Raw genomic sequence first — 26711 nt, forward strand, 5'->3', positions numbered from 1 at the left:
TTGAAAATAACGGTATTATCATTCAGCGAATAATAATGTGTCCGTCTTAAGAATCATTTTTTGATTTAGTATTCTAAATCGGACCTGCTAATTGAAAGTCTCACCTGTAGGTTAATTGGTTGTAACTCTTTTACAGCTCCCCCTTACCCATTAAATTTAAACAACTCCTGGATTTTTCAGTTTCATAGGATCAAGAATATGATCCAATTGTTCTTCTGTTAATACATCTAACTTTAAACAAACAGCTCTCACACATTTGCCAGTTAAAATAGCCTGCCTAGCAATTTGTGATGTTTTTTCATGACCTAAATATGGTGTTAGTGCAGTTAGGCTTGGAACATTCCTTTCGATATTCTTCATTATTTTCATTTCATCAGCTTCAACTCTTTTTAAACAATAATTTGTAAAAACATTAAATCCATTCCTCATCATATTGATTGATTGAATCAAATTAAAAACTAATACAGGCTCCATCACATGTAAACCATATTTTCCTGTTTCAGTTGACATTCCAATATTCAGATCATTGCCAACAACATGGTTAGTAATATGATTGATGATTTCGCTTATAACTGGGTTGATTTGTCCTGACATTTCAGATGTAGCAGACAAAGATTTTCTATATAGGCCAGCGTTTGATCCAACCGACATTAACCTTAGGTCGTTACATATTTTAGATATATTTATCATGTTATTTTTTAAAGCTTCAATCACATCAGAATATACAACTGTATGGTCATTCGCATCAAGGATCTGTTCGGTCTTTTTCAGTTGAAATCCACTAATTTGTGATATATTGTCAACAACTAGATCGCTAAAAATAGTTACTTCTTTTAGCCTTGTTCCTATGGATTTTGCCCCGATATGAATCTTAAATAATTGATCTTTTGAGTTAGTAATTCTTATAATATCGTGCTGGATCATGTTTCGGTAGTTTTCAAATTCTAGTCCTAAACGTATAGGGAAAACATCATGTAGGTGTGTGTCACTAAAGTGAAATAATTGTTCAAATTTATTTACAATTTGTATTATAACTTGCTCCATATTTCTCATCGTTGTTATTAGTTGATCTATCATATCAAGTGTAGCTAATCGAAACGAAGTAGGAAACACATCACCCGTTGATTGAGACATGTTTACATGGGTATTTGGGCTAATAAATGAATAATCACCTTTTTCTCTTCCGATAATTTCAAGCGCTCGATTAGCAATGACTTCATTAGCGTTCATATTAAGTGAAGCACAAGCACCAGGTTGTATTGGGTCTACGATGAATTGATCATGCAACTTACCAATAATAATCTCATCTGTAGCTTGAACTATAGCTTGTCCTATCTGTTTATCTAATACGCCAATTTTAACATTAGCTAGAGCTGTAGCTTTTTTAACTATAGCGATTCCTCTTATTAATGAAGTATGTACCCGATATCCTGTGATCGGAAACATCTCTATTGCCCTCAACGTCTGTAATCCGTAATATGCAGCTTCTGGAATACCCTTCGTACCTAGAAAATCTGTTTCGCTCCTTTGGCCTATTGCCATCATAATTATTTCCCCCTTCATTACGGTTACAACTTTCTCTTTTTCTATAAATTTAATCAATTATACTATTTGCAAAAAATATGCCAATTTAAAAAGCTGAAAAACCCCGATTTTTCAGCTTTTTTATTGTCGAAAAATAATAACGGGACAAAAAAACGTCCCGTTATCAATCCCATTATCCATTTTTGTTTTATTTTTCGTGTTTTATAGTTTTAAGCTAGACAATGTTGCTACACCTTTTTCTGTAACGACAGTCCCTTTCATCCCCGTATAACTATGAATTAACTCCAAATTATACATCTTTTTCAGTAATCTACGAATCTTGCTTTCACCTAGATCAATTCCTTCACTTTTCGCTAAATCAGTAAGAGCTCTTCTGCCAATACCATTACGCTCATTAATTTTATTTAGCAGCCATAACATGTCTTCATCGATAAAACGATCGTTCTCTGTACATAAATCGTCAAATCTTTCAGACAAAACATACCCTGGTAAGTCTGTAACTTGTATTCTTATAGATGGATTTTTAATGTTTACTAAATATTCAATAACATTAACTAATTCTCTGACATTCCCTGGCCAATGATAACCTACTAAATAGCTAATCGTTTCATCGTCAAAAAAACAATCTAGTGGAATATTTTTCCCATTCGAAAAACGTTTTAAATAATGCGCTAATAAGAGAGGAATATCTTCTCTACGCTCTCTTAAACTTGGAGAGTACAACGGTAATACATTTATTCGGTAAAATAAATCTTGTCGGAACTTTCCCTTTGCTACTTCTTCTTTTAAGTCTTTGTTTGTTGCTGCGATTACTCTAACATCAATTGGAATCCGCTTTGAACCACCTACTCTTCGAACGTCTTTCTCCTGTAACACTCTTAATAATCTAGATTGTAACTCTAGCGGAGTATCTCCAATCTCATCAAGAAAGATCGTTCCACCGTGAGCAAGCTCAAAAAGTCCAACCTTTCCACCTTTAACAGCACCAGTAAAAGCTCCTTCTTCATACCCAAACAATTCACTTTCTAACAAATTTACAGGTAATGCTGCAAAATTCACTGCGACAAAAGGGCCTTTTTTACGCTTTGAGAAATTATGTATAGATTGGGCAAAAAATTCCTTTCCAGTTCCACTTTCTCCTTGTATTAACACAGTTGAGCTACTTAATGACAATCTTTTTGCTAAATTAATATTCTTTACGATCATATCACTATTTCCAATAATATCTTCAAATATATATGTTGCATTATGATCTGTTTTTCTCATACGTCGTCTAAGCTCATATTCTATGTTTTTGATCTCCATTACATCTTCAAAAGTGATTAAATACCCAACTATATAAGCATTCTTTTTGACAGGAACTTTTTTTACTACAACCTCTCTTTCGCTTATTTTCATGATTTCTCTATCAACCTCTTCAACTTGCCATATATGTAGACTCGGCAATACCTCCTCAATTCTTTTTCCTAAGATGATATCCTTTTCTTCTCCTAAAATTGATTGCATTAATTCATTTACTACAGATATTTCTCCCTTTGAATTTAAGTAAATAATCCCATCGTTCGTATTATCTATTATCGTTTGAAACATATTTTTAATCTGCTCTGATTCTTCAGAAATTTTTGTTAATTTTTTTGATAATTTTATTATTTCACTTACATAATCAGATGATAACACTTCACTACTTTCTGACAGTAAATTTAATTCTTGGAGTATTTCTATAATTGTTGTTATGTCTAATTTTCTTATTCCAATATCAATCACTTTGTTAACGCAATCAGGAATCCATTTTGTTTCACCTGGTGTAATAGCTAGTGTTAATTGTTTATATTGTTTGATTCCTGGATAATAAGGATGGTAATTGATGTGATCGATACCATAATTTTTTAATTGTTTAATAACGTGTAAACTTGAGTCCTTATGATCATTCACTAGTAATACATCAGTACCAGCTGGTATATCTATCAATTCTTTTAAAAATTGATGATTGATAACTCGCTTTGCATAAATATGCTTTACATGCTGTGGTATTTTGATCAATCTTAAATTATCTATTTGTAAATCTACCGAATTTACAACTATACAATTTGAGAAATCCTCATCTACCGTATCGCCTATACAATACCCTTTTACTTCAATACGATGGCCAGTTATTTCTCGTACTTGTCTACAAATATATTTATTTGTTTCTCTACCTAGGCTCATGACTATTACTTTCTCCACTTTTGCACATCCTATCGTAAATCCTTTGTTTTTATATTATGCTAATAATTATTATACCACCAGATTTGTTGGGTGAAGCTTCCAAAAGACCTATTTATTTTGAATACTAACAAAACAAACGTTTCCTAGAATAAAAGGATATAGACTTGTAATTATCCTTATAGGACATTCTGGTTGCATTCGTTCTAAGATATAAACACGTATATGTCTAACAGTTATAACACCTTTTTTACATATACAATTATGTGGTTTGCCTGCATATAACTCACCCTAATGTCCATTATTAGTAATAAGATCAACAAAGTTTACGAGAAAAACTTTTTAAAAATGAATATAGCCGTAAAAGGCAAAATAATTGATGAAGAGATATGCTTGTGCAAGCTGATACTGATTTTACATATATTAATGAACTAAAAAAACATAACCTGAGTTCAACTCTAATTGAACTCAGGCTCAATATTTCAAAATACTTCTGTTTATTAATAAGGATGTTCATTATTTGTTTGAGATGTAAAATAAACTGTCTGGAATATTTACAAGTACCTTTAATAAATTGTGCAATGCGTTAATTATCATTATAACTGCCCCATCTAGAAACTATTATCCTTTTTAAATGGCCACCAGTTGGCAGTCCCAAACGTGTTTACCATCACTGGAATGAATAATGGTAATACGACACATGCGTATAATAATAAGCCGACTAACAATATCGTTGCAATTTGTATGAGTGAAAGAACCCCTGAAGGTATCATAGCTGCAAAAGTTCCTCCTAATATAAGTGCAGCTGAAATAATTACTGTCCCCATATTTTTCATTGCATACTGCATAGCTTCTTTTACTGATAAAGATTTATTTTCATTAAATCTATCCATTAAGAAAATGCTATAATCTACACCTAAAGCAACTAACATAACGAAGGCAAAAAATGGTACAGCCCAACTTACTCCTGCATAGCCTAATATATCCACAAATAAAATTTCTGCAAAGGCTACCGAAGTAAAATATGTTAAAATTAATGATAAAATGATATAGATTGGCATAATTAATGATCTTAATAAAATCGTTAGCATGATAAAGATGCCAATGATCATAATAAAGACAGTACGCAAAAAGTCTTCTGATGACATTTTTTTCAAATCTGCATTAATACCTGTTTCTCCACCTATGCCAAACGTTGCATTTTCTAATTTACTACCATTTATACCCCGATATATTGCTTCCTCAATATATTCAATTTGGCTTAGCGCAGCCTCTGAGTATGGGTGTTCATTAAAAATCACATCAATAGTAACGGTCTTTTGATCAGCCGACATGTAGGTTTCAAATACACGACTAAAATCATTATCTTCTAATACATCATTTGGTAAATACCAACCTGTTAAAGCTTCATCAGGAGCAGCAGACAATTCAGCTAGGTAGTCCGTTGCCGTCTCCAATCCCGTATAAACTTCATTTAAGCCAGTAACACTTTGGTCTAAACCATCTGTCAGCTGAGTGATTTGACCACCTAGATCCTGAAAACCGTCCCTTAATTCCTGCTGACCAACAACAATTTGTTCGATTCCACTACTAACACCTGGAAGAGAAACGATTATGCTCTCTTGCCCCGCTGCTAGCCCAGATATACCCGAAGCTAATTGTCCGATATTGTCAATGAAGCCTGCAAACCCATCAGCCAATGCTTCTTGACCTTTAATCGCTTCATCAAATCCTATATTTGCTAGTTCAACACTTTCAACAACATTTATAAATTCGATATTTAATTGTTGTAAACCTGTACCAAGCTCTGTTAAACCACCATATACTTCATTAATTGTACTAGTGATTGCTATAAATTGTGGGTCTTCCGCTAGATCAGGATATTTTTCTGTTATATCTGAGAATTGGCTGCTCACATTTGCTAAAGCTAACTGAAGGTTTTCTAGATTAACTTCAATTTCTTCATAACCTGCTGAAAAACTAGTTAGTCCATTTGCAATCTCATTGTATCCATTGAGTAGTTCAGATTGTGAGTTTGCTAATATTTGAGCATTATGCTGTAACTCCATAAGCCCACCCTTTAATTGGCTTGCCCCGTATGAACTATCCCACATTCCTTGTTCAATTGATTTTAAGCCCTCTGCAAGCCCTGCTACACCACTTTTCAGTTCATTTGTGCCGTTAATCAAATCACTAATACCGTCAGTAGCTTCACTCAACTTAGGTGTATTTTGTGACATTAAGGTGCTAGCTTCTTGTAAACCTTCACTAATCAGCTGAATTCCGTCATTGCCTTCCGCCAATCCACCATTTAGTTCCGCTAGTTGATTTTGAACGAATAACTCTTCAAGTGGCTCTCCAATTGGTCTAGTAATACTTCTAACTGAAGCTACTCCATTTACTGAAGCTACTTCTCTACTAATTTTTTCAATAATGGAAATTGACTCTAAATCGCCCATTGGCTCATCATTTTTAATGACGATAGTCGTCGGTAAAGATTCTCCAGGTCCAAAGCTATCTGAAATAATTTGAAAGGCTTTCACTGAATTGAAATCGTCACCTAATTCATCTAAGTTGTTAAAGGAAAGTTTGTTTTCATAAAAAATGAGAAATGGAGTGACAATGACCAGTACTGTAACTAAAGCAATAATAGGTCGTTTGAAGGTAAACTTTCCAGCTTTATCCCAAAGTTTGCTTTCGCGATGTTCAATTGATTTTTTCACTGGCCAAAATAGTTTTTCACCTAATAGACTCATAAAGAATGGAACAACAGTAAATAATGCAACAAGCAATACCGCGATGCCAATTGCAACCGCTGAAGCAGATTGATATAGCTTAAATGTTGAAAATCCAATAGAAGCAAAACCAATCATTACAGCTATCCCACTGAAAATAACAGTTTTACCAGCAGTGCGATACGTTTCAACTATGGCATCTGAGACATCTTCATGCTTAGATATTTCCTCTTTAAATCTACTTAACAATAAAATACAGTAATCCGTTCCGATCCCGAACAGAATTGCAACGAGAAAAATTTGCGTAAACGTTGAAACTGGGAAGTTAAAACCATCAATTAAGAATGCGACGATTGACTGAGATGCTAAATATGTAAGCCCTACTGTGACGAGTGGAATAAATGGCGCAATGAGTGATCTAAAAACAAATATTAGCACCAACAAAATAAATCCGACTGTAATGAACTCTGTTTTTTTCAGTCCTTCTTCAGAGTTTACAATCACGTCCTCGTTTATGATCATGGAGCCTGTATAAAAATGATCTACTTTAATATGGTTGATGACGTCATATAAATCATTTTTAATTTCTATAGGCTGACGATTCATACTGTCAACCGTTAATGTTACTAATATTGATTTACCATCTTCTGATACAAATTGATCTTTTAACTCTTGCTCGTGAAAATGGGAGAGCATCTCAGTGATGCCGAGTTGTTCCTTCTTTGTATCCAATATTTTTACTGCATCTTCCGCTTCTGCTATATCAGCCGTTGAAAGAGTGTTTTCGTCATAAAATACGAGGACGATTTGTTCACCAGATACACCTTGCTCTTCGAGAATTTTATTTGCCAAGCCTGAAGAGTATTGTTCAGGCATAGTTAGTTCGCCTTTTTCTCGAACTAGATCAACGAAGCTGGGTGCCAATAGCATAAGTGACGTTACAAGCACTACCCAGGCTAGTATAACTATCCACTTTCCTTTTAAAACATACTTCATATTTCTCCCCCCTAGTTTATTTATTTACTAAATACATTAATTTTTCATAAGTATTTAGAAAGGAATGAATTTCTTCATCATCAAAATTACTTAAATAAGCACCAACTATTTTATTCACTTTCTGTTCTGTATATTGATAAATCTTCTCTCCTTCCTCAGTGGTAGACAAATATATGACACGACGGTCATGATCATCCCGTGACCTTTTAATATACCCCTTTTCAACTAGTCGATTGATTATAGCTGTTATAGCACTTTTTTGAACATTAAAAATTTCAGATAATTCTGTAGAGATACAAGGTCCAAATTTATGAATGTAACGAAGAATTAAATGTTGATCACTCGTAATGACATCTTGAATTTGCTCTTTGATTTCAGCACCAATCTTTTTCGACACGGTAAATGATGCAATTTCAAAGCGTTCTATCGTTTTTTTTAACTTTTCTTGGTTCATCTATTGCCACATCCCTTTATAGTTCAACTGTTTAACTATTCAACAATTAAACTATAATTTGTGAAGCCAGTTTTGTCAATTTTTTCGTAAATCATATATAAGGTTAATCTAATGAGGTGAACTAAAGGAGGTGAGTTTATTTCTTAAGCTGGCTACACATTTCGTACTAAAATCAATAGTCACTTATTTTCCAATTTATTATGAAGCGACCATGCAGGGACTTCTCTTGGTTTTATATAATCGAGGTTCTTTATATCTTTTAATTTTGTTAACATCTTTTTATATAGAACTTCCATTACACTTTTAAATCTTCAATAGTATTTATCAAAAATCTCCATTCAGTGCTGGATATTAATTGTTCGTTCAGTGTTCAACCATAGAAATACATTTATTATGAGTTATATTGCAACCTGGTTTTAAATCGACAATCATTTTAACATCTCATAAAGTTGTGATTTAACTCAACAGTCATTACTATGTCGTCTCTCTCGCAGTTAGTAATGGCTCGTAAATGATAAAATTGTACCTCATCATATCGACTCCTAATACAAAGTTGTTATGAGTTATAAATTCGACACAGTGGAGCATTTTGACTGTAATATTAAAGACCATAGCATTAAAGCTACAGTCTTTTAGTGTACACTCATGGGATAAATTAATTCCAACCTTCCAGTATTATCTACCTAGTTCACATTCCAAGCAATATTTGACCATCACAGCCACCGAAATACATCCCTGCCCCAACCACCATTTGTATCCTTCAATGGATGACTTGAATCCCCAGCATAAGCCGACGCCACTGCTACCACAAGGTAATTTTTTTTCAAATCGTTTGAACATTAATATATTTTCTAATACATATTTCAGTATAAAAAAGGGGATTGCTATTTAGGACATTAATTCTTTACCTATAATATTTTTTTGAATTTTTAATTACTTTAAATTAAGTTTAAATCCCTTCAACACTCTTGTTTCTTAATTAAGTTTCATTGATTTTTCATATGTATAATTCTATAATTGTATATAATAGCATTTAAGAACATATGTTTTTGGAGATGGTTGTTTTGATAGAATTTTTTGAAGCATTACCTTTAATATTATATTTGTTTGGCGCCTATTTGCTTTTAAGTGGAATTAAAAGCATTTTTGAAGAGAGAACATACAAAAAATATAAAATATTAACGAGGATTTTGTTAGGTAATCTAGTGCTATATTGGTCGTTTTCTTCACCCTTTTATTATTATATTTATACTGAAGGGCAAGCAACTAGCCTAGAAAGTAAAATAAGACAAGAATATAGAATGAAAGACTCGCATTTTAGTAAATTAACTATTTTTACATATCCAGGGGTAAAGCAGAAAGATTTGACAATAATTAAACATATAACAAGGGAAACTAATACAGATATTAACATAATATTACCTCTTACAAAGTCCATTGTTTCATCTGCAATTGACAAAAGTAAAGAAAGCAAAGTAAATGGATATAAAGAGGGAATGAACTTTGCGAGCTCATTCTTAAATCGTGAAATTCCTGAAGATATTTTAATAATGAAGGATGGTGAAACTGGTGGTTCTGACGGTATGATAATGACTCTAGAATTGATACACCAACTTGGAGATAAAGACTTAATCAAAGGGCGAAAAATCGCAGGAACAGGAACTATAAACAACAAAGGTGAGGTAGGTAGTATAGATGGGTTAGAAATTAAAATAGAGGCAGCAGCAAAATCCGGTTATGAATTTTGTATAATTCCAAAATCGATGGAGAGAAAAGGGAAGAAAATAGTTGAAGAAAATAATTACAGCATCCAATTAATCTCAGTTGAAACGATTGAAGAGGCATATGATTATTTAACGAGCAAATAATTAATTAAGAAATAATATATATATTTGGTTGGGTTCGGTTAACCTATACATCAAAAAGTCTTTGCTTTTAATGAGTAGGGACTTTTTAGTTATTAAAAGTGGAAGAATCCTAAAAACCATTGTTTTGGGATAGTTTTTTTAGTTAATAAATAGATGTGAATTTAAGAGATAAATTGCTCTATAAACACTATTTTTCACTATATGCAAATAAATGCCAAATTATTCAAAACCATTTAGTTAGTAAACAGGACCAACATCCTGCAACATACTTTATTTGGCTTGAGGAAGATAAATAAAGTTTTTTTGAGAGTTTCAACAAACTATAACCTGTTTTTGTTGAACAACAATCCAGGTTTAACATTAGTCTATAAAACTTATAGACTCATTCATCATTATGTTGCCTTCCTCCAATTAGTTAACCCTCTTAATACTAGTTGCTTCTGAGATATATTCGTCGACCTCCAATAGAAGGGTCAAACAAACTTTGTTTCATGTTTACATTATTATTTGTTTATATAGATCTTAAACTCTAGTTATAATTGTGCATATTCTTAGCAGTGAATAGGTTAATATATATGATGGTATTTTGGAAATAAGCCTCTTATCTTAATCTTTGTTGTTTTTATTCACTTTAATTTTGGAAACTGCAGTTGATTCATTTGACTATTATCCCCTTTATTGAAGGTAAAGATGGCCTTAGCATTCGTTATAATGGTAATTAGTTCTATTAAGCTATAATTAATTCGGTTAAAAATGAAAAAGCCGGCTGCATATAGAAGCAACGCGGCTTTGAGTTGTTGTTTAAGAATTATTGTTCAATTAAATTTGCAATTCGATGTAACAAAGCAGCAGTGTGTGCTCTAGTCGTTTTGCCTAATGGATCGAACGAGCCGTCTTCACGACCTTGAAAAATGTCTCTTTCTTTCATAATCGCTATTGCATCATGCGACCACCTTGATGAATCTACGTCTGAAAAAGGATTTTGTAGTACTTCTGAGACATCCCCGTTACCAAGTATTCGGTACAGTACTGTAGCAAATTGTTCCCTAGTTATGTCGTCATTTGGGTTAAAATTGCCATTACTGCCTTTAAATATATTATGTTGGGCAATAATTGCAATGTCATTATAAGCCCAGTGCTCAGTAGAAACATCATTGAATGTTTGACTAACTTCTTTTGTTGGCTGTAAATCCAATGCTCTTACTAAGATGGCAGCAGCTTGAGCCCGAGTTAGATGGTCATTAGGTGCGAATATTGATGATGATTTCCCATTTATCCAACCTTTTTCTTTTACAAAAATGATATCAGCAAGCGCCCAAAAGTCAGCTGGTACATCTGAGAAATATCCGGTTTCTTTTTTCGGATTGTCGCTTGTCTCATTGCCTTGATGCCATTCACCATAATAAGTCCAAAATGACGGATCTTCTTGGCCAAGACTCCAGCTCCCGGTACCCTTCAAGTTATACTTATCTACAAGCTTTAGTTTCTCATTATATGATTGTTCGTTTTCGAACCATAATTCATATTTGCCTGGCTCAAGGGGGTCTTTCCAAGATGCTAATTGAAATTCAGCGTCTCCTTCTTTTATTTCAAAGGTAGCTTTAGGAGTTTCATATTCATCCGAATAACTTATCGTTATATCATATGTTTCAAATAACTTGTTCGTTTTAGTGAGTGATACCCCATCTCCGATGATTTTATCACTTTTAGGTTTTTCTTCATCATCCAAATCTTCTAATTTCCAAATACGTCCGTAAAATGGTAGACCCAACACGATTTTATTTGCTGGAACATTGAAATTAAGTGCAGATTCGATTGACTTTTCTACAAATGAAATGCTTGCAACAGGACCCGGGTTACTTCCCCTATATGATTGATCGTAGGTCATTATCATTAAATAATCTGCATAGTTTGCTAGTTTTTCATAATCGTATTGTCCTGCCCAACCAACTGTTGACCCATTTGGATTAGATGCTACTGCTACTGCAATTTCCTTATCTGATGGAAGCTTTGAACGTAAGAGTTTCACAAAATCTGTCATCATATCTCTAACAGTTTCATTTAGACCTTCTAAATCAATATTAATTCCATCTAGATTATAAGTTTCAATTGCTTTAGCAATGTCAGTAGATAATTGTTCTCGATTCTTTAGAGCATTTTCGCCTTGAGTAAAGTCCCAATGATTACTTAAAAAAGGAACAATTTTAAGATTCTGATCATGAATCTGATTAACAAAGTTTGGATCAATGTTTTCTAGTGCTAGATCACCATCATCTGTTAAGTTAAAGTAGTTAGGGCTGACGACATCTAATAGTTCATTTGTATTCTCTATCGATTCTAGATAACTATCATTTGAACCACCATACAAATATGACATATTAAATCGCCCTTCTGCTTGTACGACACCAGTAAGTAAAAAGACAGATACAAGAAGCATTAAGCCTATTTTTTTCATTTCCGCACACCTTTCTCATAGAAGTATTCTGCCCGTAAAATAAAAAAGCCTTCATTTTTATAATCTATTATCTAGGAATGAAGGACAGTTTTCTTTATATTCTACTATACTACAAAAAAGGACATTTTAAATGTATTGTTGCAGAAATGTAACTAAAATGAAACTTTCATTCTATCAGCTAATGTCGAAGTATGTAGCTCTAGCTGTGTTCCATCAGGGTCAAGAAAGTTAATCGCCCACCCAGTTCCTCTTTTTATTGGACCTCTCACAATTATTACTTCGTTATCATTTAATATGTTAACAGCAGCATCAAAATGATCTTCTGAAATTGAAAATGCAACATGATCTACACTCAGTTGTTCAACTAGTTTGTTTGGATACTGCTCCCGTTCCTGTAAGCATATCCACGCACTTCCCCATTCTAAATAGGCATCTTTCTTCCCTTGGTGAACTAGTTCCATTCCTAAAACTTCAACATAAAACTTAAGAGAGTTAGTGAGGTTACTAATATTTATTGTTACATGATTAAAGCCTTGCACGTGCATTCCTTTTATTTCTCCTTCTATTAAACCGTTGTGATAGACTAATGCTTACTGCTTTAACGTGCAACAGTATTCCTTACGTCTATCATCTTATAAGTTATGATAATTGACAATTTAAATCCCAACAAACACCAAACATATCTACCACTTTACCATACTTTGCTCCCCAAAACATGTCTTGAAGAGGCATAATTATTTCTCCTCGTTCTGCTAATTTACTATATACAGTTTCAACTTGATCAACTTTTGAAAACTCGATCGTTAATGTCACTTGGTTTCCTTTCTCGATAGATTGGGTATCTAGGCCATCTGAAAAATAAACTGTTTGCTCCCCCATCTGGAAACGTGCATGCAACACTTTGTTTTTGTTTTCTTCGGTAACTGGCATATCAGGTGCTTCATGAAAACGTTGCAAAGATATAATTTCACCTTCAAAAACATCTTTATAATAGTTTAAAGCTTGTTCACAATTCCCTGCAAAATATAAATATGGTATTATCTTCATTTTACCATCCTCCTTCATAATAATCTTACGAATATTTATTTCTATCTGGAGGATGAAAAACCTCTTTAAAACTTGAAAATTTTGTATGAATCATTCCATTAATATATTCGTACTTCACAACTTCTGATAAAAAAGGATAATAGCTGTTTATGAGGTGACTAGATTCCTTTCTCAAAACATTACCAACATAAATGCATAAGCATTTTCAATGTATGTATTAAAGTAATAACTAAATAAAACAGTTAAATTTTTGTTTACATAATATTCTTATGGTAAATAAATGATTCTTACTAATACTTCACAAGAACAATGTTGTAGACTAAAGTTGTAACAATATCTGCGTTCTCAATATGTTATGTTTACGTATAAAAAAGTCATTTTATAAAAAACTGTAAAAGTCATACAATTTGATCACTTACTTAATATCCTTTAAATAGTTTAGCAAATTTACATAGTCTCAATAGTCGTTGTATAACGATTTTTTTATAAAATAAAAAGGATAATTTCTCATTTATTTGAATTTATCCTTTTATTTATATAAATGCGTTTGTTAAAGATCAATATAGTATTGTTATTAATTTTTTTTAACATGTTTGTTTGTATACTTCTAAATGGCCTTTGACTAAATAGAATTGCCTAGAATACCAGACTGTTCTTACACTAAGCTTTCATTGTCAAAAGCAGGTATATCATTTTAATTGAGAACTAGGTTAACAACCACCCATACATTGTCCAGCGGGGTCGCTCGTATTACAAATATTGTTTGCGACAGTGTTCTTATTTGGATCAACGATAAGGTCTATATTTTCATTTTCGAGGGTAGTATTTTTAATCACAATATTTTGTTCACTAGTTGATGCTACTTCAATTCCGTTAACCTTATTTTTTAAAATCGTATTTGATTCAAGCGTGTTATTGTCCGAAACTTCTAATTCAATACCATCAGATCCATTATTTTGAACAAGATTTTTTTCAAGGGAATTATCGTGAGAAACTTCTAACTCTATCCCATCAAACTCATTATTTTGAATGGTATTATTTTTAAGCGTATTGTCGTGGGAAACTTCTACCTCAATCCCATCAAAGCCATTATTTTGAGCGGTATTTTTTTCAAGCATATTGTTGTCAGACCCTACTAGTTCTATACCATCAAAAGCATTATTTTGAACTGTATTTTTTTCAAGGGAATTGTTGTCGGAACCTTCTAATTCTATACCATCAAAAAAATTGTTCTGAACCGTATTTTTCTCAAGCGCATTGTTATTAGAACCTGCTAATTGTATTCCGTCAAAAACATTATTTTGAACGGTATTTTTTTCAAGCGTATTGTAGTCGGAACCTTCTAATTCTATCCCGTCAAAAATATTGTTTTGAACGGTGTTCTTTTCGAGCATATTGTAGTCAGAACGTTCTAACCCTACTCCGTCAGAACCATTATTTTGAACGGTATTCTTTTCAAGTGTATTGCTGTTACCAACCAATACATTTATGCCATTAAGAAAATTATTCTGAACGGTATTTTTTTCAAGTGTATTGTTGTTACTAGTCATTAAAGTTATACCGTTAAGATTATTATTTTCAATGATATTTTTTTCAAGCATGTTGTTGTTACTAGACGCTATAGTTACACCACTAACACTATTCCTTTGAGCGATATTTTTTTCAAGCGTGTTGTCATTACTTGAGGCTAAAGTTATGCCATGAATACTATTTTTTTGAGCGATATTTTTTTCAAGGGTGTTATTGTTACTAGAAGATAACCATATACCCTGAACACTATTATTTTGAACAGTATTCTTTTCAATGATGTTGTTGTTACTGAACGCTAAATTTATTCCATCTACATTATTATTATCAATAATATTCTTTCCAATAGTATTGAAATCACTAGCCAATAAGCTTACACCACTAACACTATTATCTTGAACATTATTTTTTATAATAGTGTTATTGTTGCTTGACATTAAATTTATACCATGAACACTATTTTGGACAATAAAACCCTCAATTAAGACATCCGAAACAGTGTTAAGTAGAAATCCATTAACAGAACCTTCTATTATAGGATTACCTTCACCTTTGAGGGAAAGATTGCTCGTTGAAATCATCGCGCCAGCGTAGGGTCCACCCGCTCCAAGTACCTTGATGATATCACCTTGCTTTGCTGCGTCAACCGCTTCTTGAATCGTACTAAAATCTGTTGGAACGATAAGTGTGTTCATGTTTTCATATCCTTTCATTATTTCATTGCTTTAGGCAAGCAGGTTAGGATAATTCAGATTATCAATATATTTCTGAGATTCTATCACTTAACCATCTTATGCGAGGACAGAAAAAACGTATAGACGAGTGTTTTAGTTTTTGCAAAAAGGCGTGTAACAGACAAGGAATATCTGTTACTATAGATAGAATCCAAATCGATAGACTTAATTAAACTGCTGAACATAAGAAAAAATACAATTGAATGGATTATAATAACTTTTTACAAACATCTTCATACAATCCATCCTAAAAATTTTGTACTGTATCCGAAAAATTCTGATAATTAATAACAATAAATATATGTCCTACGTCTTATCCTATTAATTTGGATATAGTTCTCCTATCATTCCGTCATAGTAACTACACGATATAAAGCGTAGTATGTTTTTCAACTAGGAGCGAGATTTTGATTTTTTTTATGGAGAAAGATTTATGATGCTACCTTTTTAAAGAATTAAACTGTTGTTGCAAAACATATATCTTAACAACTTACTACGGTGGTAAGTCATTGTAATAATAAAGGAACCAGAGGACTTTGATAGTACGAGGAAAGTTCTAATAATAGAACAGCATTTTAATTATAAGATTAAGTAAGATCTTTTAAAATACTATTCATGTGTTAATAAGAAAAGATACTATGAACCTAATAATATACGTATTAAATTAACAACATAAGTGACTCCATCAAGTAAATTTCAATATTGAAAAATCAGGTGGAGACTCTACTCCACCTGATTAAAAATACCACCAATGAAGACTACACATTGTTAAATGCAACAGTTGGGCAAATATCAACGTATTATTAATCAATACGCTGAATTATTCATTACGTACGATCGCTTCAGCTTCTATTTCAACTAATAACCTTGGATCTATAAGTGCGTTGACCTCAACCATCGTAGCAACAGGTTGTATATCTTTGAAAATCTCTCCATGAGCTTTTCCTATTTCCTCCCATTTAGATATATCAGTTACAAACATTCTTGTTCTAACAACATCATCTATGGTTGAACCAAGATTTTGGAGTGTCTCTTCTATTATTTCCAAAATACAAACAGTCTGTTGATAAGCATCACCCTCACCTATAACTAGACCATTTTTCATAGAAGTCGTTCCTGCTATTTCTATTTGATCACCCACACGAATCCCTCTTGAATAACCCACAGTTGATTCCCAAGGTGACCCAGTCAAGACCTTTTTTCTCTCACTCATTCACGCACTACCTCCCAATTTTACAATAGTATCATATGATAGATAACTATCGTGTTAAATCAAATTTTAAACCTTCCCATAACAATAGTATTGTAGTACTTACCATCTGATAGGATTTTATCATTTTTTAATACACCCTCAACTTCAAAACCGAGCTTTTTATATAGATAAACTGCTTTCTCGTTATATTCTAAGACATTCAATGTCATTTTTTTAATGCTATTTGCATCAGCCCACTTAATTGATTCTTTTAATAGATTTTTTCCTATACTATGTCCCCAGAAATCTTTTAATACACCGACACCGAACTCTACTTTATGAGCGAACCTTCTTAAATAAGCACCTTCACATCTTGCAAATCCTACAATCTGATTACGAGTTTCAGCAACTAAAAATAGATTTCTTTCTTTTTCACTATCAGTTTTTATGATCCCTTCAAATCCTGAGGAATCAATAAATGCCTCACCTTTTTCCCTATCCAAATTCTCTGTTTCTCCATCAATCTGTAGTCTTAATTCGGACAACTCTTGTGCATCTTGAACGACTGCTGATCTAATCGTATAGTGTAGGCCCTTTTCACAAAATTCTTGGTTACTAATAATCATGATATACTCCCTTGTATGTTTTAAATCTTCTTCCCTCTTATGCTGAAACTAAATTATGAATATTAACCATCTAGTTTTCTACATATTTTGCTACTATCCAATGACTTAGTGAAAATTAGAATAATTATATATAGTTAAAGTAACATTTTAGCAATAATTTCGTCTAATAAACGATAATTTTAAAAATGAGTGATGAATCATTAATAAAGGAGTGAAATGGGTTGATTATATACACCACAGCTATAATAATCATTATAGGAAGTTGGTATTTCTTTGTAAAAAATATTAAAAATAATAATTCAAACTTAAAATTATGTTTGATTATGCTAGTTATTCCTTTTCTATACTTCTTTATAGGTTTGCAACTGGCCATGCTTCTACATAATGAAGGACTTGGTTATGTCGTCGCTGCTTTATTATACTTATTACTTTTTAATAGCTTGATTTTACTTGTTGCTCATTTTGTTCACTTTTTCGTTAAAGGCTCTTTTCGTTAGCGTTCTATTGAATTTTCTTTTTCCATCTTACATTTTTCCAATTTTTATTTTCCATAGCTTGTGTAAAGGGCTCCCTTATTTTCCGTCAATGCAAAATCAGTCTTTTAAAAAAATTGATTATCGTTTATAGTTATTACATTACACACTTGCGAAGAGATGTGAAAGCAATGAAAAAATATATGCTAATTTTAATTCTATTACTAAACAGTCTTCTTTTCGGTTTAAATATACAAGATGATAATCATATTATTGCAATTGAAGAGACATCAAATATTGGGACCTCCCACTTAGAATCATTCATGCCATTAGATAATAATAATCAATTGGATATGTGGGTACCACCGTTAATAGTAGTCTGTATCATCATATTAAACATATTAATATTACATTCTCATTATATTAACTTAATAAAACGCCTATCCTCAATGATTGCCGTCTTTTTCCAGTCAAATTATGTGGATAAAGCCCTCCTTTAAAATAATATTTCGATAACAAGGGGGAGCATGAAGATGACATGGATTAAATTAATTATGATGGGATTTTTCTCTGCTACTGCAATCACTCTATTTTCTTATCAAGGCTTCGAAATTTATCATGCTATAGTAGATTATTTTAATCAAAAATAGTATAAAAGGCACATGTTAAAATACATGTGCCTTTGTCATGTTAAAAATATATTTTTTTATCTTTCCTTTTTCACTTGGCTGAAAAAAAATAGTTCATAGACTACAGGAATAATGATTAATGTTAACAGCGTAGACGAAGTAAGTCCCCCAATTACTGTAATTGCCAAGCCCTTAGAAATTAGTGTCCCAGATGATGTCGTAAATGCTAAAGGCAACAGCGCAGCGATCGTCGCAAATGCGGTCATTAATATCGGGCGTAGCCTTGTTTTACCGGCTTCAACTATTGACTGTCGTATAGTAAACCCTTTTTCTTCACGATTTTGGCCAATTCTGTCAACAAGAACAATCGCATTTGTCGTGACGATACCAATTAACATTAAAAATCCAATCATCACACTTACAGATAGTGGTTCACGTGCAATTGACAATCCAACAAATGATCCGATCGGTACAAATATAAGTGAAGATAGGATGATAAATGGAATTCGAGCTTTACCGAAAGTGATCAACATGGTGATGTAAACGAGTCCAATTGCAAAAATCATGGCCATCCCTAGTTGTTGGAATGTCTCAACAGTCTCATCACTACCTCCGCCGCCTTCAAAAGACACATCTTCCGGAAGAACTACATCTCTTTCAACTCCCGTGATAACCTCCTGTGTAATCTGTTGAATATTTTCTGAATCTATTTGAGCTGAGATACGTGCAAATACTTTTCCATCTAATTTTTGAATCGACGTAAACGTTTCAATTTCTTTAACCTCTGCAAGCTCTTTTATACCAATAGGTCCTTGTGCAGTAAAAATTTGTGTATTCTTTAATTGCTCGAGCGAGGTGATGTCATCGTTATATGATAACTGAACACGATGATTTTTCTCGTCAAAAGCAAGATTACCGAGGGAAACTGGCTTTGTTTGATCAACAACCGTCCCTAGAATTTGAAAACCTGATACATCGTATTGCTGTGCTTTATCTGAATATATATTTACAACAACTTGCTTTTGCTTATCTTCAAAGTTGTTCGTTACATATTTCAAAGAGGGGTGATTTAGCAAATAGTCTTCCACTAATATTGATGCTTCTTGAAGTTTTTCTAAATTATTTGAATACAAATCGATATTGACGTTATTATTCGTAGGTGGTCCTCCTGTTTCAAGCTCTTGAATACCGATCTTTGTTCCAGGAGCATTATCATCAACGATTTGTTCCATTTTCCCTTCTAATTTTTTCACTAATGAAGCAGTGTTTACATCTTCATTTAACGTAAGAAAATAACTAGCCTGATTTTGTTTTTTTAATCCGGTACGAAAATCGCGGCTACCTACACCAGCTGTAACCTCATTGATTTCTGATTGATCTATATACATTTTTTCAATTTGCAAAGATACATCATTTGCTTTATCTAATGATGTAGAGGATGGGAGCTCGACACTCGCAACTAGTGTCTTTTCTTCTTCATTAGGGATAAATGTAAATCCTAAGGATTGAACTAAGAATCCCGAACCAACGAGTAAGAGGAGCGAAACTACTAACACAAGCGCTTTATGATTCAATGACCAAGAGATTGTTTTACCATAAAACCTCTGTAAGACACCCTCTTTTTCTTCTTCGGGTATTTTTTTGAAAGAAAATTTTGCTAATATAGGTACAATAGTAATAGCTACAAGCAACGATGTTAATAATGAAAACACAATTGTTAAAGCAAACGGTAGAAAAAATTCTCCTGTTATCCCCCCAACAAAGCCGAGGGGTAAAAACACTACAACAGTCGTTAGCGTAGAAGATGTGATAGCTTTTAATATTTCTTTCGTTGAATCTTGAATAATGTCGTCTGTTATACTCGACTTTGATTTCCTTACTCTTCTAAATATATTTTCTATAACTACGATACTATCATCTACTACTCTTCCTACTGCTACCGCCATTCCTCCAAGCGTCATAACATTTAACGTAATATCCATTTGAGCTAGAAATATTGAAGATACAAGTAGTGATAATGGTATGGAGATAATTGCTATAATCGTTGCTCTTACATTTCGAAGAAACAGCAATACTGCTACTGATGCAAACAGTGCTCCTAATAAACCTTCTCGTACTAATGTTTCAACTGATTTCTCAATACCTTCAGCAGAGTCTAAGCCTATCGCATAATCTAGTTCATTTGAATATTTATCCAACACAGTTAACACTTCTTCGGCTACTTCAACAGTATTTGCATCTTGTTTTTTAATAACCGCTAAGGAAAGTGAATCATTTAAGTTATACCTTGTTAATTCTGATTGTTCTATAACCGAATCTATTGTCGCTATATCTTTCAAATAGAGAGGTTTACCGTCTTGTGCGAATGGCGATGAAACAATAAGATTCTCTAATTCTTGAACTGATTGTAAGCCCTCTTTAATACGTATGGGGATCTGTATATCATCTGCTTTAATATTACCAGCAGGAAACGACAAGTATTTTCCGTTTATTAGCTCCTTTATTTGTGCAAGGCTTAAACCCGCACGCTGGGCTTCTACTCGATTTACTGTAATTTGTACAAGTTCTTCTTGCAAACCGCCAACGCTAACACTATTTATGCCTGGAATTTTATTAAGTTCTTGTAAAATTTCTGCCTCTAATAATTCCTGCAAGTCATTATTGTTTTTAGCAAATAGTGAAATGTTGTAAATAGGTAATGAACCAAATGAAAAACGGTTCACACTCGTAATGGCTTCTTCAGGGAGTATAGTTTCCTTCATATAGTTATTAACTTGTGCTTCAATATCGTCCATCTCTGCATTAAATGGAAATTCTAAATTTAAAATGGCTACACTTTCAAATGACGAGCTTTGGACTCTTTTCACACCTTCGATCGTTTTAAATTTATCTTCCAGTTTACTTGTCACTAACTCATCCATATCCTCAGGCGAAGCACCAGGATATATTACTTCAACAGATATTTGTGGAAATTCAATATCAGGCAACAAATCAAGCTTTAACGTAGTAAAAGAATATGCACCTGTAAATAATAAAAGAAAAGATATAATAAAAACGGCAACGGCATTTTTTAAGCTAAATTTTGTTAAAAAAGTCATCGTCATTTCCTTTCTGTTCGTTTAATATTATATTTTTTAACACTCTTTTTTCCATAAGCAGTAAGCATGCATAATGTAATGTCAGAAGTTATGTTTTATCATAATCACGGTTTGCATCGGTTATAAGTTTTCAAACTGTTTGACTAAAAAATTATTAATCTCTTAAATCATAGCTTAGTTATATAGTAAAAATAACTTTTCGGTCCATCACTCCCCTTTTTTCGACACATGTGTCGAATACGTCCAAAAAAACTCCTTAATCAGAGTTATTATCACACATTCCCGACAGAAGTGTCAACTATTTGGCCTTAATACCATCAAAAAATAAAGTAAATAATGTTTCACTCCATTGGTCAATATCCATATTTAAAGTATTTGGGATCAAAATAGAACTAAAAAAGACACTGGCTATGCTATGCGCTTGCAAATCATTGCGGATAACAAACCCTCGTTGCCCACATTTTATCACATCAACTAATATCTCAAAGAAACGCTCATTTTCTTTTTCAAGTACATCCATTTTTTCATCATGATGATTTGATGACGCCTTCATATGTTTATATACTTGGATCATTTCGTGAATCGTTTCCCCGTGCTTAAGAAAAATAGTAAGCAATTCTTGAAGCTGTACTAAAGGATCAGTATGCTCTAACATCTTTTTACATTCACCATAAATTTTATCTGAAACGTGCTTTATGTAATGAAAAATAAGCTCATCTTTATTAGCATAGTATTCATAAATGGTACTTCTACCTACACTAAGTTGTTCAGCAAGTGCTTTAAAATGAAAACCTTCGTACCCTTTTTCAATAAGTAATTTACGAGTTGATTCAAAAAGATCTTTTTTTTCTATTCTTTTCTTTCTTCCCATGAAGTTCACCTTCATTCCGTAGAGCTACAGTTTAAGTACAAATTGTTATTCCTTTTATTTAGGCCCTTTTATGCGAAAACGCCTTTATTTATACTAATATATAGATTTTAACTGTTATTTTTTGCATTTATCGTATCTTATTTTTGAGTAGAAAACAATTCCTCTTTAGTAATTAACATAAATGAGGATGTAAAATCTTTGATGTTGTTCAAAGATTTTAGTTGAGGTCAGCACACCACTTAAGTGGTGAATTGAAACCTTACAATACATAAAGCATTACTAAATTAACCATGTTAATGGCGTAGCTCAATGGTAAGGAATAAGTGAATTCGGTTTAACGATAGCAAAAATATGTAATAAAATCCTTATGACTCATTCTCCGGCAACTTATTATATAGAGTTGAGCGCACAAACCTATGCGAAAGCCAATATTCCCTTCTGCTTGTAATATAGTTACCATACAGACTAAACTCCCTTTACCTGACATCTACAAGAGGTACGACGGTAAGTCACATTTAGGGATACAAAAGGCTAGCTCCATCGTCGAACTTAGAGGCTTCATCCCATGCGTTAGCTAAGCCGTGAGAAGTTCAGCATAGTCAATCAATCTTCATCCTTCACATCTATATCCTCTGGGATAGGTTCTTGAAGTATCTCATCTATTAGTTTCTTATATTTTTCTAATTGTTCCATATGTGTCGTAAACTGATCTTTATTAACTAAATACTGCTCACCATCAAATACAGCTCGAATTTTTTTATGTAGTATTAAATCTTCAATAGATGCTTTAGGTATGGATAAATAATCCGCAAGTTCTTTTATTGTGAGATACATTCTTATCAATTCCTTTTAATTGGCTGTTATCGCATTGTTTGCTGTTTATTGTAACTAGATTTCTACTTTCAAAAATTTTGTAACAGCGTCAACACCTCTAATATACTTACTATTCTAAATAGTAACAAAACTTACGAAAAGCCCTTTATTTTTTCACATTCACTTTACATTGACTAAACATACTACTAACCTACGTAAATCTACACATGATTTAGGTGGAAAGAACCAGGTAAGTTAATCTCACCTGATTCCATATTATCAATCAGTATGAATCGTTTTTAGTAATAGCTTCTTTAATAATGGGAATAGTACATCAGATAACTCTTCAAGATTTTCTACAACTATACTGAACTTCCCATATATATTCTCAAAGGTACTCCTTTGACCTTCACTAATTTCTCCATTTGCCAGAAAAATGTTAATCACTTCTATATTGTTTTTTCTTGCGTATAGAACAGCTTCATGCGTGTCAACTATACCATTTTGATCGTAGCCAAAGGCCGCTGGCTCACCATCTGAAAAAACAAGTAAAAACTTTTGATTTTCTATTCTTTGTAGTAGCTGCTTAGTAAGATACCGTATGGCAAAGCCGTCACGATTGTCTTCTTGCGCTTGAAGCTGCATTATTTCAAAACCACTCGTTTTTCTTAAAGAAGATTGAAAGTCGATGACTGTTTGAAAATAGTTCGGCTGATTAGTTTCTGTAGCGTCCGCTGTGTCTTCCCAAAAACCTACAATTTGGTGTGGAATGAAAAGAGTCTTCAACGTTTCATGAAACAATGTTATCCCACTCTTTGTGTGATCCATCTTATCAAACATTGATGCGGAACAATCAACTAATAATGAAAAAACAGCGTCCAATTGTGTAGAAGGATTCGTTTTTTTATAAAACATTCGTGGACGATCATCAGTTAATAGCTTAGTTAGTTTTCGATTCAAGCGGCCAAAATGCAAATCATTTTTTGGCAAAATCTTTTTTGCTTCAACAGTTTTTTTAATTGTTTGTGTTAGCTTTTTTTGGTAGGGTGTTACTAAAGTTTTATAGTCTCTATATAAAGCTATATCATTTGCTGAAGGACTCAGAATATCCACTTGATGAGCGACAGCATACTTATTTTCTTTACCATACGGGGAATCCCCTCCAACGTTTTTCTCCTCGTGATCCCCTTCCAATAATTCCATTTGCGAAAAATCACTTTGAGAGCTTTGCTGCGAGCTTCCTTGCACGATACCCATCGCTTGGTCTCCACTTTCACCTTTCCTTACACCTTGACCGATAAGATCCGTCTTTGTTCCTTGCTCTAGATCAAATTGCAAAAAGCTCTTTGTTGTCGTTTCTGTTTCTCGATGCCAGGTCGGGAGTACATCTTCATGCTTGTCTTCATCATCGTGATTTTTTGTCAACATGTCGTCATTCTTCAATTTATCTTTACGTTTTAAGTCACTGAATGTTTGCCCTTTATCAATTTCTAGCAACACCGTTTCTGGCAACAAGAAGTAAATGTTTAACATATCAGCTATTAAAACTTCATCCAAAACTTCTATGATTGTCCAACATATTTTTCTAGTATCTTCAGTATTTTCTGCTTCATATATTTTTGGAAGCTCTCTTTGAAGAAACGGAATGATTAAATCCACGCTCTGATTAATAGTTGGAATTTCTTCTAACGGTGACTCGGATGTAATGAGTAAATAAATTGCATTAAATAGTGCATCTGTATATACGCTTTTTACTATATTGACTTTAAGTTGATCTTCAAAGTACTTTCTATAAACTTCTCTTCGTTTGACAAATGCCTTTTTCGTACCTGGTCTTTGTCGGATACAAATTCCTTCTAAACGAATATCCTCAAGAAGCATAAATAATTGCTTTGCAAAACTTGTAAGATTTGCAGATTTTATCTTCCTGACAAAAGCTTTATATGCCAGCATATTAGTATGGTTTATATTACCAATACAACGTAAATATACTTCACTCTTTAACCCAGCTATCATTTCTTTACGCTCTCGAAGATCCCAAAAATGACTAACATATGCTTTTTGTTGAATGACATCGTAATAAGAACGAAAGCCAAACTCTACCTCGACCTCTTCGTTTTTTGTGAGTGCTTTAGCAAGGTCAGATAACTCCATAAATAAGAAAGAATCAATCTTTTTATCGTTAAATTGTATCGGCTTCATTAATAGTTCCTCATTCAAATAGAGTTTCGACTATATTTTTTACCGCAGACTTTTCTCTTTCATCTTCGAGCTTATCAATAATACCTCGTTGAACAGCCCTTTCAGGAGGTAAGTGAACTGCTAAGTCACATGTATCAATAAGTGCACGTATTGAAGCAGCCTCTTCAGATATGTTCCCTTGTTTCACATGTGTAATTAAATCAGCAGATAGAGTGACAAACGATTTAATTAGCTTTTCATCTGATAACATTGATTGCTCTTTAAGAACATTCTCTAAACTATTACCTTGAATATACGGTACCTCAATAACAATAAACCTATTTTTTAATGCCTCATTTAAAGGAACTGTCCCTACATAGCCTTCATTAATTGCAGCAATGACTCCAAATCCTTCTTCAGCTTGAACTACTTCACTAGTAAATGGATTTGTAATCATCTTTCTATAATCTAAGACACCATTTAAAATAGGTAATGTTTCTGGCTTTGCCATGTTAATTTCATCTATATATAAGAGGTGCCCTTTTTGCATCGCGTTTATTACTGGACCCGGAATAAAATCGATTGTCGGTCGATCATTGACGTCACTAATCGTTTTATATCCAAGTAAAGCTTCGGCATCTAAATCAACCGAACAGTTAACGCTATGCATCGGCTGCTGAAATAAGCTAGATAACGTGTCAGCTAGTTTCGTTTTACCTGATCCTGTTGGTCCTTTAAGCAACACATTTTTTCCTAAAGATAGTGCAACGATGGCATCAAATAAAATATTTGTATTGTCGCTCGTATAACCACCTTTTCCAATTAGAAAACTGTCCTCTTGTTGATACTTATTATTGGTTCTACTTTTCAGTATATTACTTATTTGATTAGGCAATTGTATCGTATTTATGTTAGCTGTCATGCTGTAGTTACAAACCCTTCTATAATTTTTATGGCTCTTTTCGATAACTTTGTTGCTAATGGAATGAAAAATAGCAAGGTAAAGTTTATAGAGGAAGAGATTCTTTGAAATTCTATTTGTGCGTTAAATTGAAAAGTATATGCTCATTCAGCCTACTTTTAAAAAAATATTACTTAATGTATTGTATAAAGAATAATAGTAAATTGGCAAGATGTGTGCTCATTGATAAATAATTATCTGCAAGTATATAAGGAAGATACTGAGGAATCTAGGTTATATTGACGAATTTACTTATTTAACTACAATTACTATACATTATTGTTACTTATATTTGTGTTAGGTA

17 protein-coding genes are annotated in these 26711 nt (G+C 32.9%); 2 read left to right on the plus strand and 15 right to left on the minus strand.

Annotation, left to right across the window (positions count from 1 at the left end):
• Positions 1-156 precede the first annotated feature (156 nt).
• The 4 genes from V1503_RS22865 to V1503_RS22880 all read right to left on the minus strand — a co-directional run bounded on the left by V1503_RS22865 (position 157) and on the right by V1503_RS22880 (position 7932).
• Entirely contained in the window at positions 157-1545 is a 1389-nt protein-coding gene (locus V1503_RS22865; RefSeq protein ID WP_410629277.1) for a lyase family protein, read from the minus strand.
• Between the two features lie 201 nt (positions 1546-1746).
• Positions 1747-3768, minus strand: coding sequence for a sigma-54 interaction domain-containing protein (locus tag V1503_RS22870; RefSeq protein WP_410629278.1), 2022 nt, complete (start codon positions 3766-3768; stop codon positions 1747-1749).
• 590 nt (positions 3769-4358) lie between these two features.
• The gene (locus tag V1503_RS22875) at positions 4359-7478 is read right to left on the minus strand and encodes an MMPL family transporter (protein ID WP_410629279.1); all 3120 of its coding nucleotides are present in this window, start codon (positions 7476-7478) and stop codon (positions 4359-4361) included.
• A gap of 16 nt (positions 7479-7494) precedes the next feature.
• Positions 7495-7932 (minus strand): MarR family winged helix-turn-helix transcriptional regulator, encoded by a 438-nt coding sequence (locus V1503_RS22880; RefSeq protein WP_214481815.1) that lies wholly within the window; start codon positions 7930-7932, stop codon positions 7495-7497.
• 1064 nt (positions 7933-8996) lie between these two features.
• Between V1503_RS22880 and V1503_RS22885 the strand changes: the two genes are divergently transcribed.
• Entirely contained in the window at positions 8997-9800 is an 804-nt protein-coding gene (locus V1503_RS22885; RefSeq protein WP_410629280.1) for a S16 family serine protease, read from the plus strand.
• A gap of 808 nt (positions 9801-10608) precedes the next feature.
• Here the strand turns inward: V1503_RS22885 and V1503_RS22890 are convergent.
• The 6 genes from V1503_RS22890 to V1503_RS22915 form a co-directional block, all read right to left on the minus strand.
• Positions 10609-12255 (minus strand): glycosyl hydrolase family 18 protein, encoded by a 1647-nt coding sequence (locus V1503_RS22890; RefSeq protein ID WP_214481817.1) that lies wholly within the window; start codon positions 12253-12255, stop codon positions 10609-10611.
• Positions 12256-12407: 152 nt separating this feature from the next.
• Positions 12408-12800, minus strand: coding sequence for a VOC family protein (locus V1503_RS22895; protein WP_410629281.1), 393 nt, complete (start codon positions 12798-12800; stop codon positions 12408-12410).
• 94 nt (positions 12801-12894) lie between these two features.
• Complete coding sequence (locus tag V1503_RS22900; protein ID WP_214481819.1) at positions 12895-13302, minus strand: VOC family protein; 408 nt, start codon at positions 13300-13302, stop codon at positions 12895-12897.
• 710 nt (positions 13303-14012) lie between these two features.
• Complete coding sequence (locus V1503_RS22905) at positions 14013-15524, minus strand: right-handed parallel beta-helix repeat-containing protein (RefSeq protein ID WP_410629282.1); 1512 nt, start codon at positions 15522-15524, stop codon at positions 14013-14015.
• An 859-nt stretch (positions 15525-16383) separates the two neighbouring features.
• The gene (locus V1503_RS22910; protein WP_410629283.1) at positions 16384-16776 is read right to left on the minus strand and encodes a RidA family protein; all 393 of its coding nucleotides are present in this window, start codon (positions 16774-16776) and stop codon (positions 16384-16386) included.
• Positions 16777-16835: 59 nt separating this feature from the next.
• Positions 16836-17381 carry a GNAT family N-acetyltransferase gene (locus tag V1503_RS22915; protein WP_410629284.1) on the minus strand — a complete coding sequence of 182 codons (546 nt, stop codon included), beginning with the start codon at positions 17379-17381 and terminating at the stop codon, positions 16836-16838.
• A gap of 664 nt (positions 17382-18045) precedes the next feature.
• On the opposite strand from V1503_RS22915, the gene V1503_RS22920 reads away from it, so the two are divergent.
• Positions 18046-18354, plus strand: coding sequence for a hypothetical protein (locus tag V1503_RS22920; RefSeq protein ID WP_410629285.1), 309 nt, complete (start codon positions 18046-18048; stop codon positions 18352-18354).
• Positions 18355-18560: 206 nt separating this feature from the next.
• Here V1503_RS22920 and V1503_RS22925 read toward each other — a convergent pair whose 3' ends face one another.
• From V1503_RS22925 to V1503_RS22945, 5 genes are all read right to left on the minus strand, one after another.
• Complete coding sequence (locus tag V1503_RS22925; RefSeq protein ID WP_410629286.1) at positions 18561-21581, minus strand: efflux RND transporter permease subunit; 3021 nt, start codon at positions 21579-21581, stop codon at positions 18561-18563.
• 298 nt (positions 21582-21879) lie between these two features.
• Complete coding sequence (locus V1503_RS22930) at positions 21880-22452, minus strand: TetR/AcrR family transcriptional regulator (protein WP_214481826.1); 573 nt, start codon at positions 22450-22452, stop codon at positions 21880-21882.
• A gap of 603 nt (positions 22453-23055) precedes the next feature.
• Positions 23056-23286, minus strand: a complete 231-nt coding sequence (locus tag V1503_RS22935) for an excisionase family DNA-binding protein (RefSeq protein ID WP_320257185.1) — start codon at positions 23284-23286, stop codon at positions 23056-23058.
• Between the two features lie 258 nt (positions 23287-23544).
• Positions 23545-25467 (minus strand): vWA domain-containing protein, encoded by a 1923-nt coding sequence (locus V1503_RS22940; RefSeq protein WP_410629287.1) that lies wholly within the window; start codon positions 25465-25467, stop codon positions 23545-23547.
• Between the two features lie 10 nt (positions 25468-25477).
• Entirely contained in the window at positions 25478-26368 is an 891-nt protein-coding gene (locus V1503_RS22945) for an ATP-binding protein (protein ID WP_320257187.1), read from the minus strand.
• Positions 26369-26711: the final 343 nt, after the last annotated feature.

Source organism: Nanhaiella sioensis (assembly GCF_046557775.1).
Lineage (GTDB): Bacteria > Bacillota > Bacilli > Bacillales > SM2101 > Nanhaiella > Nanhaiella sioensis.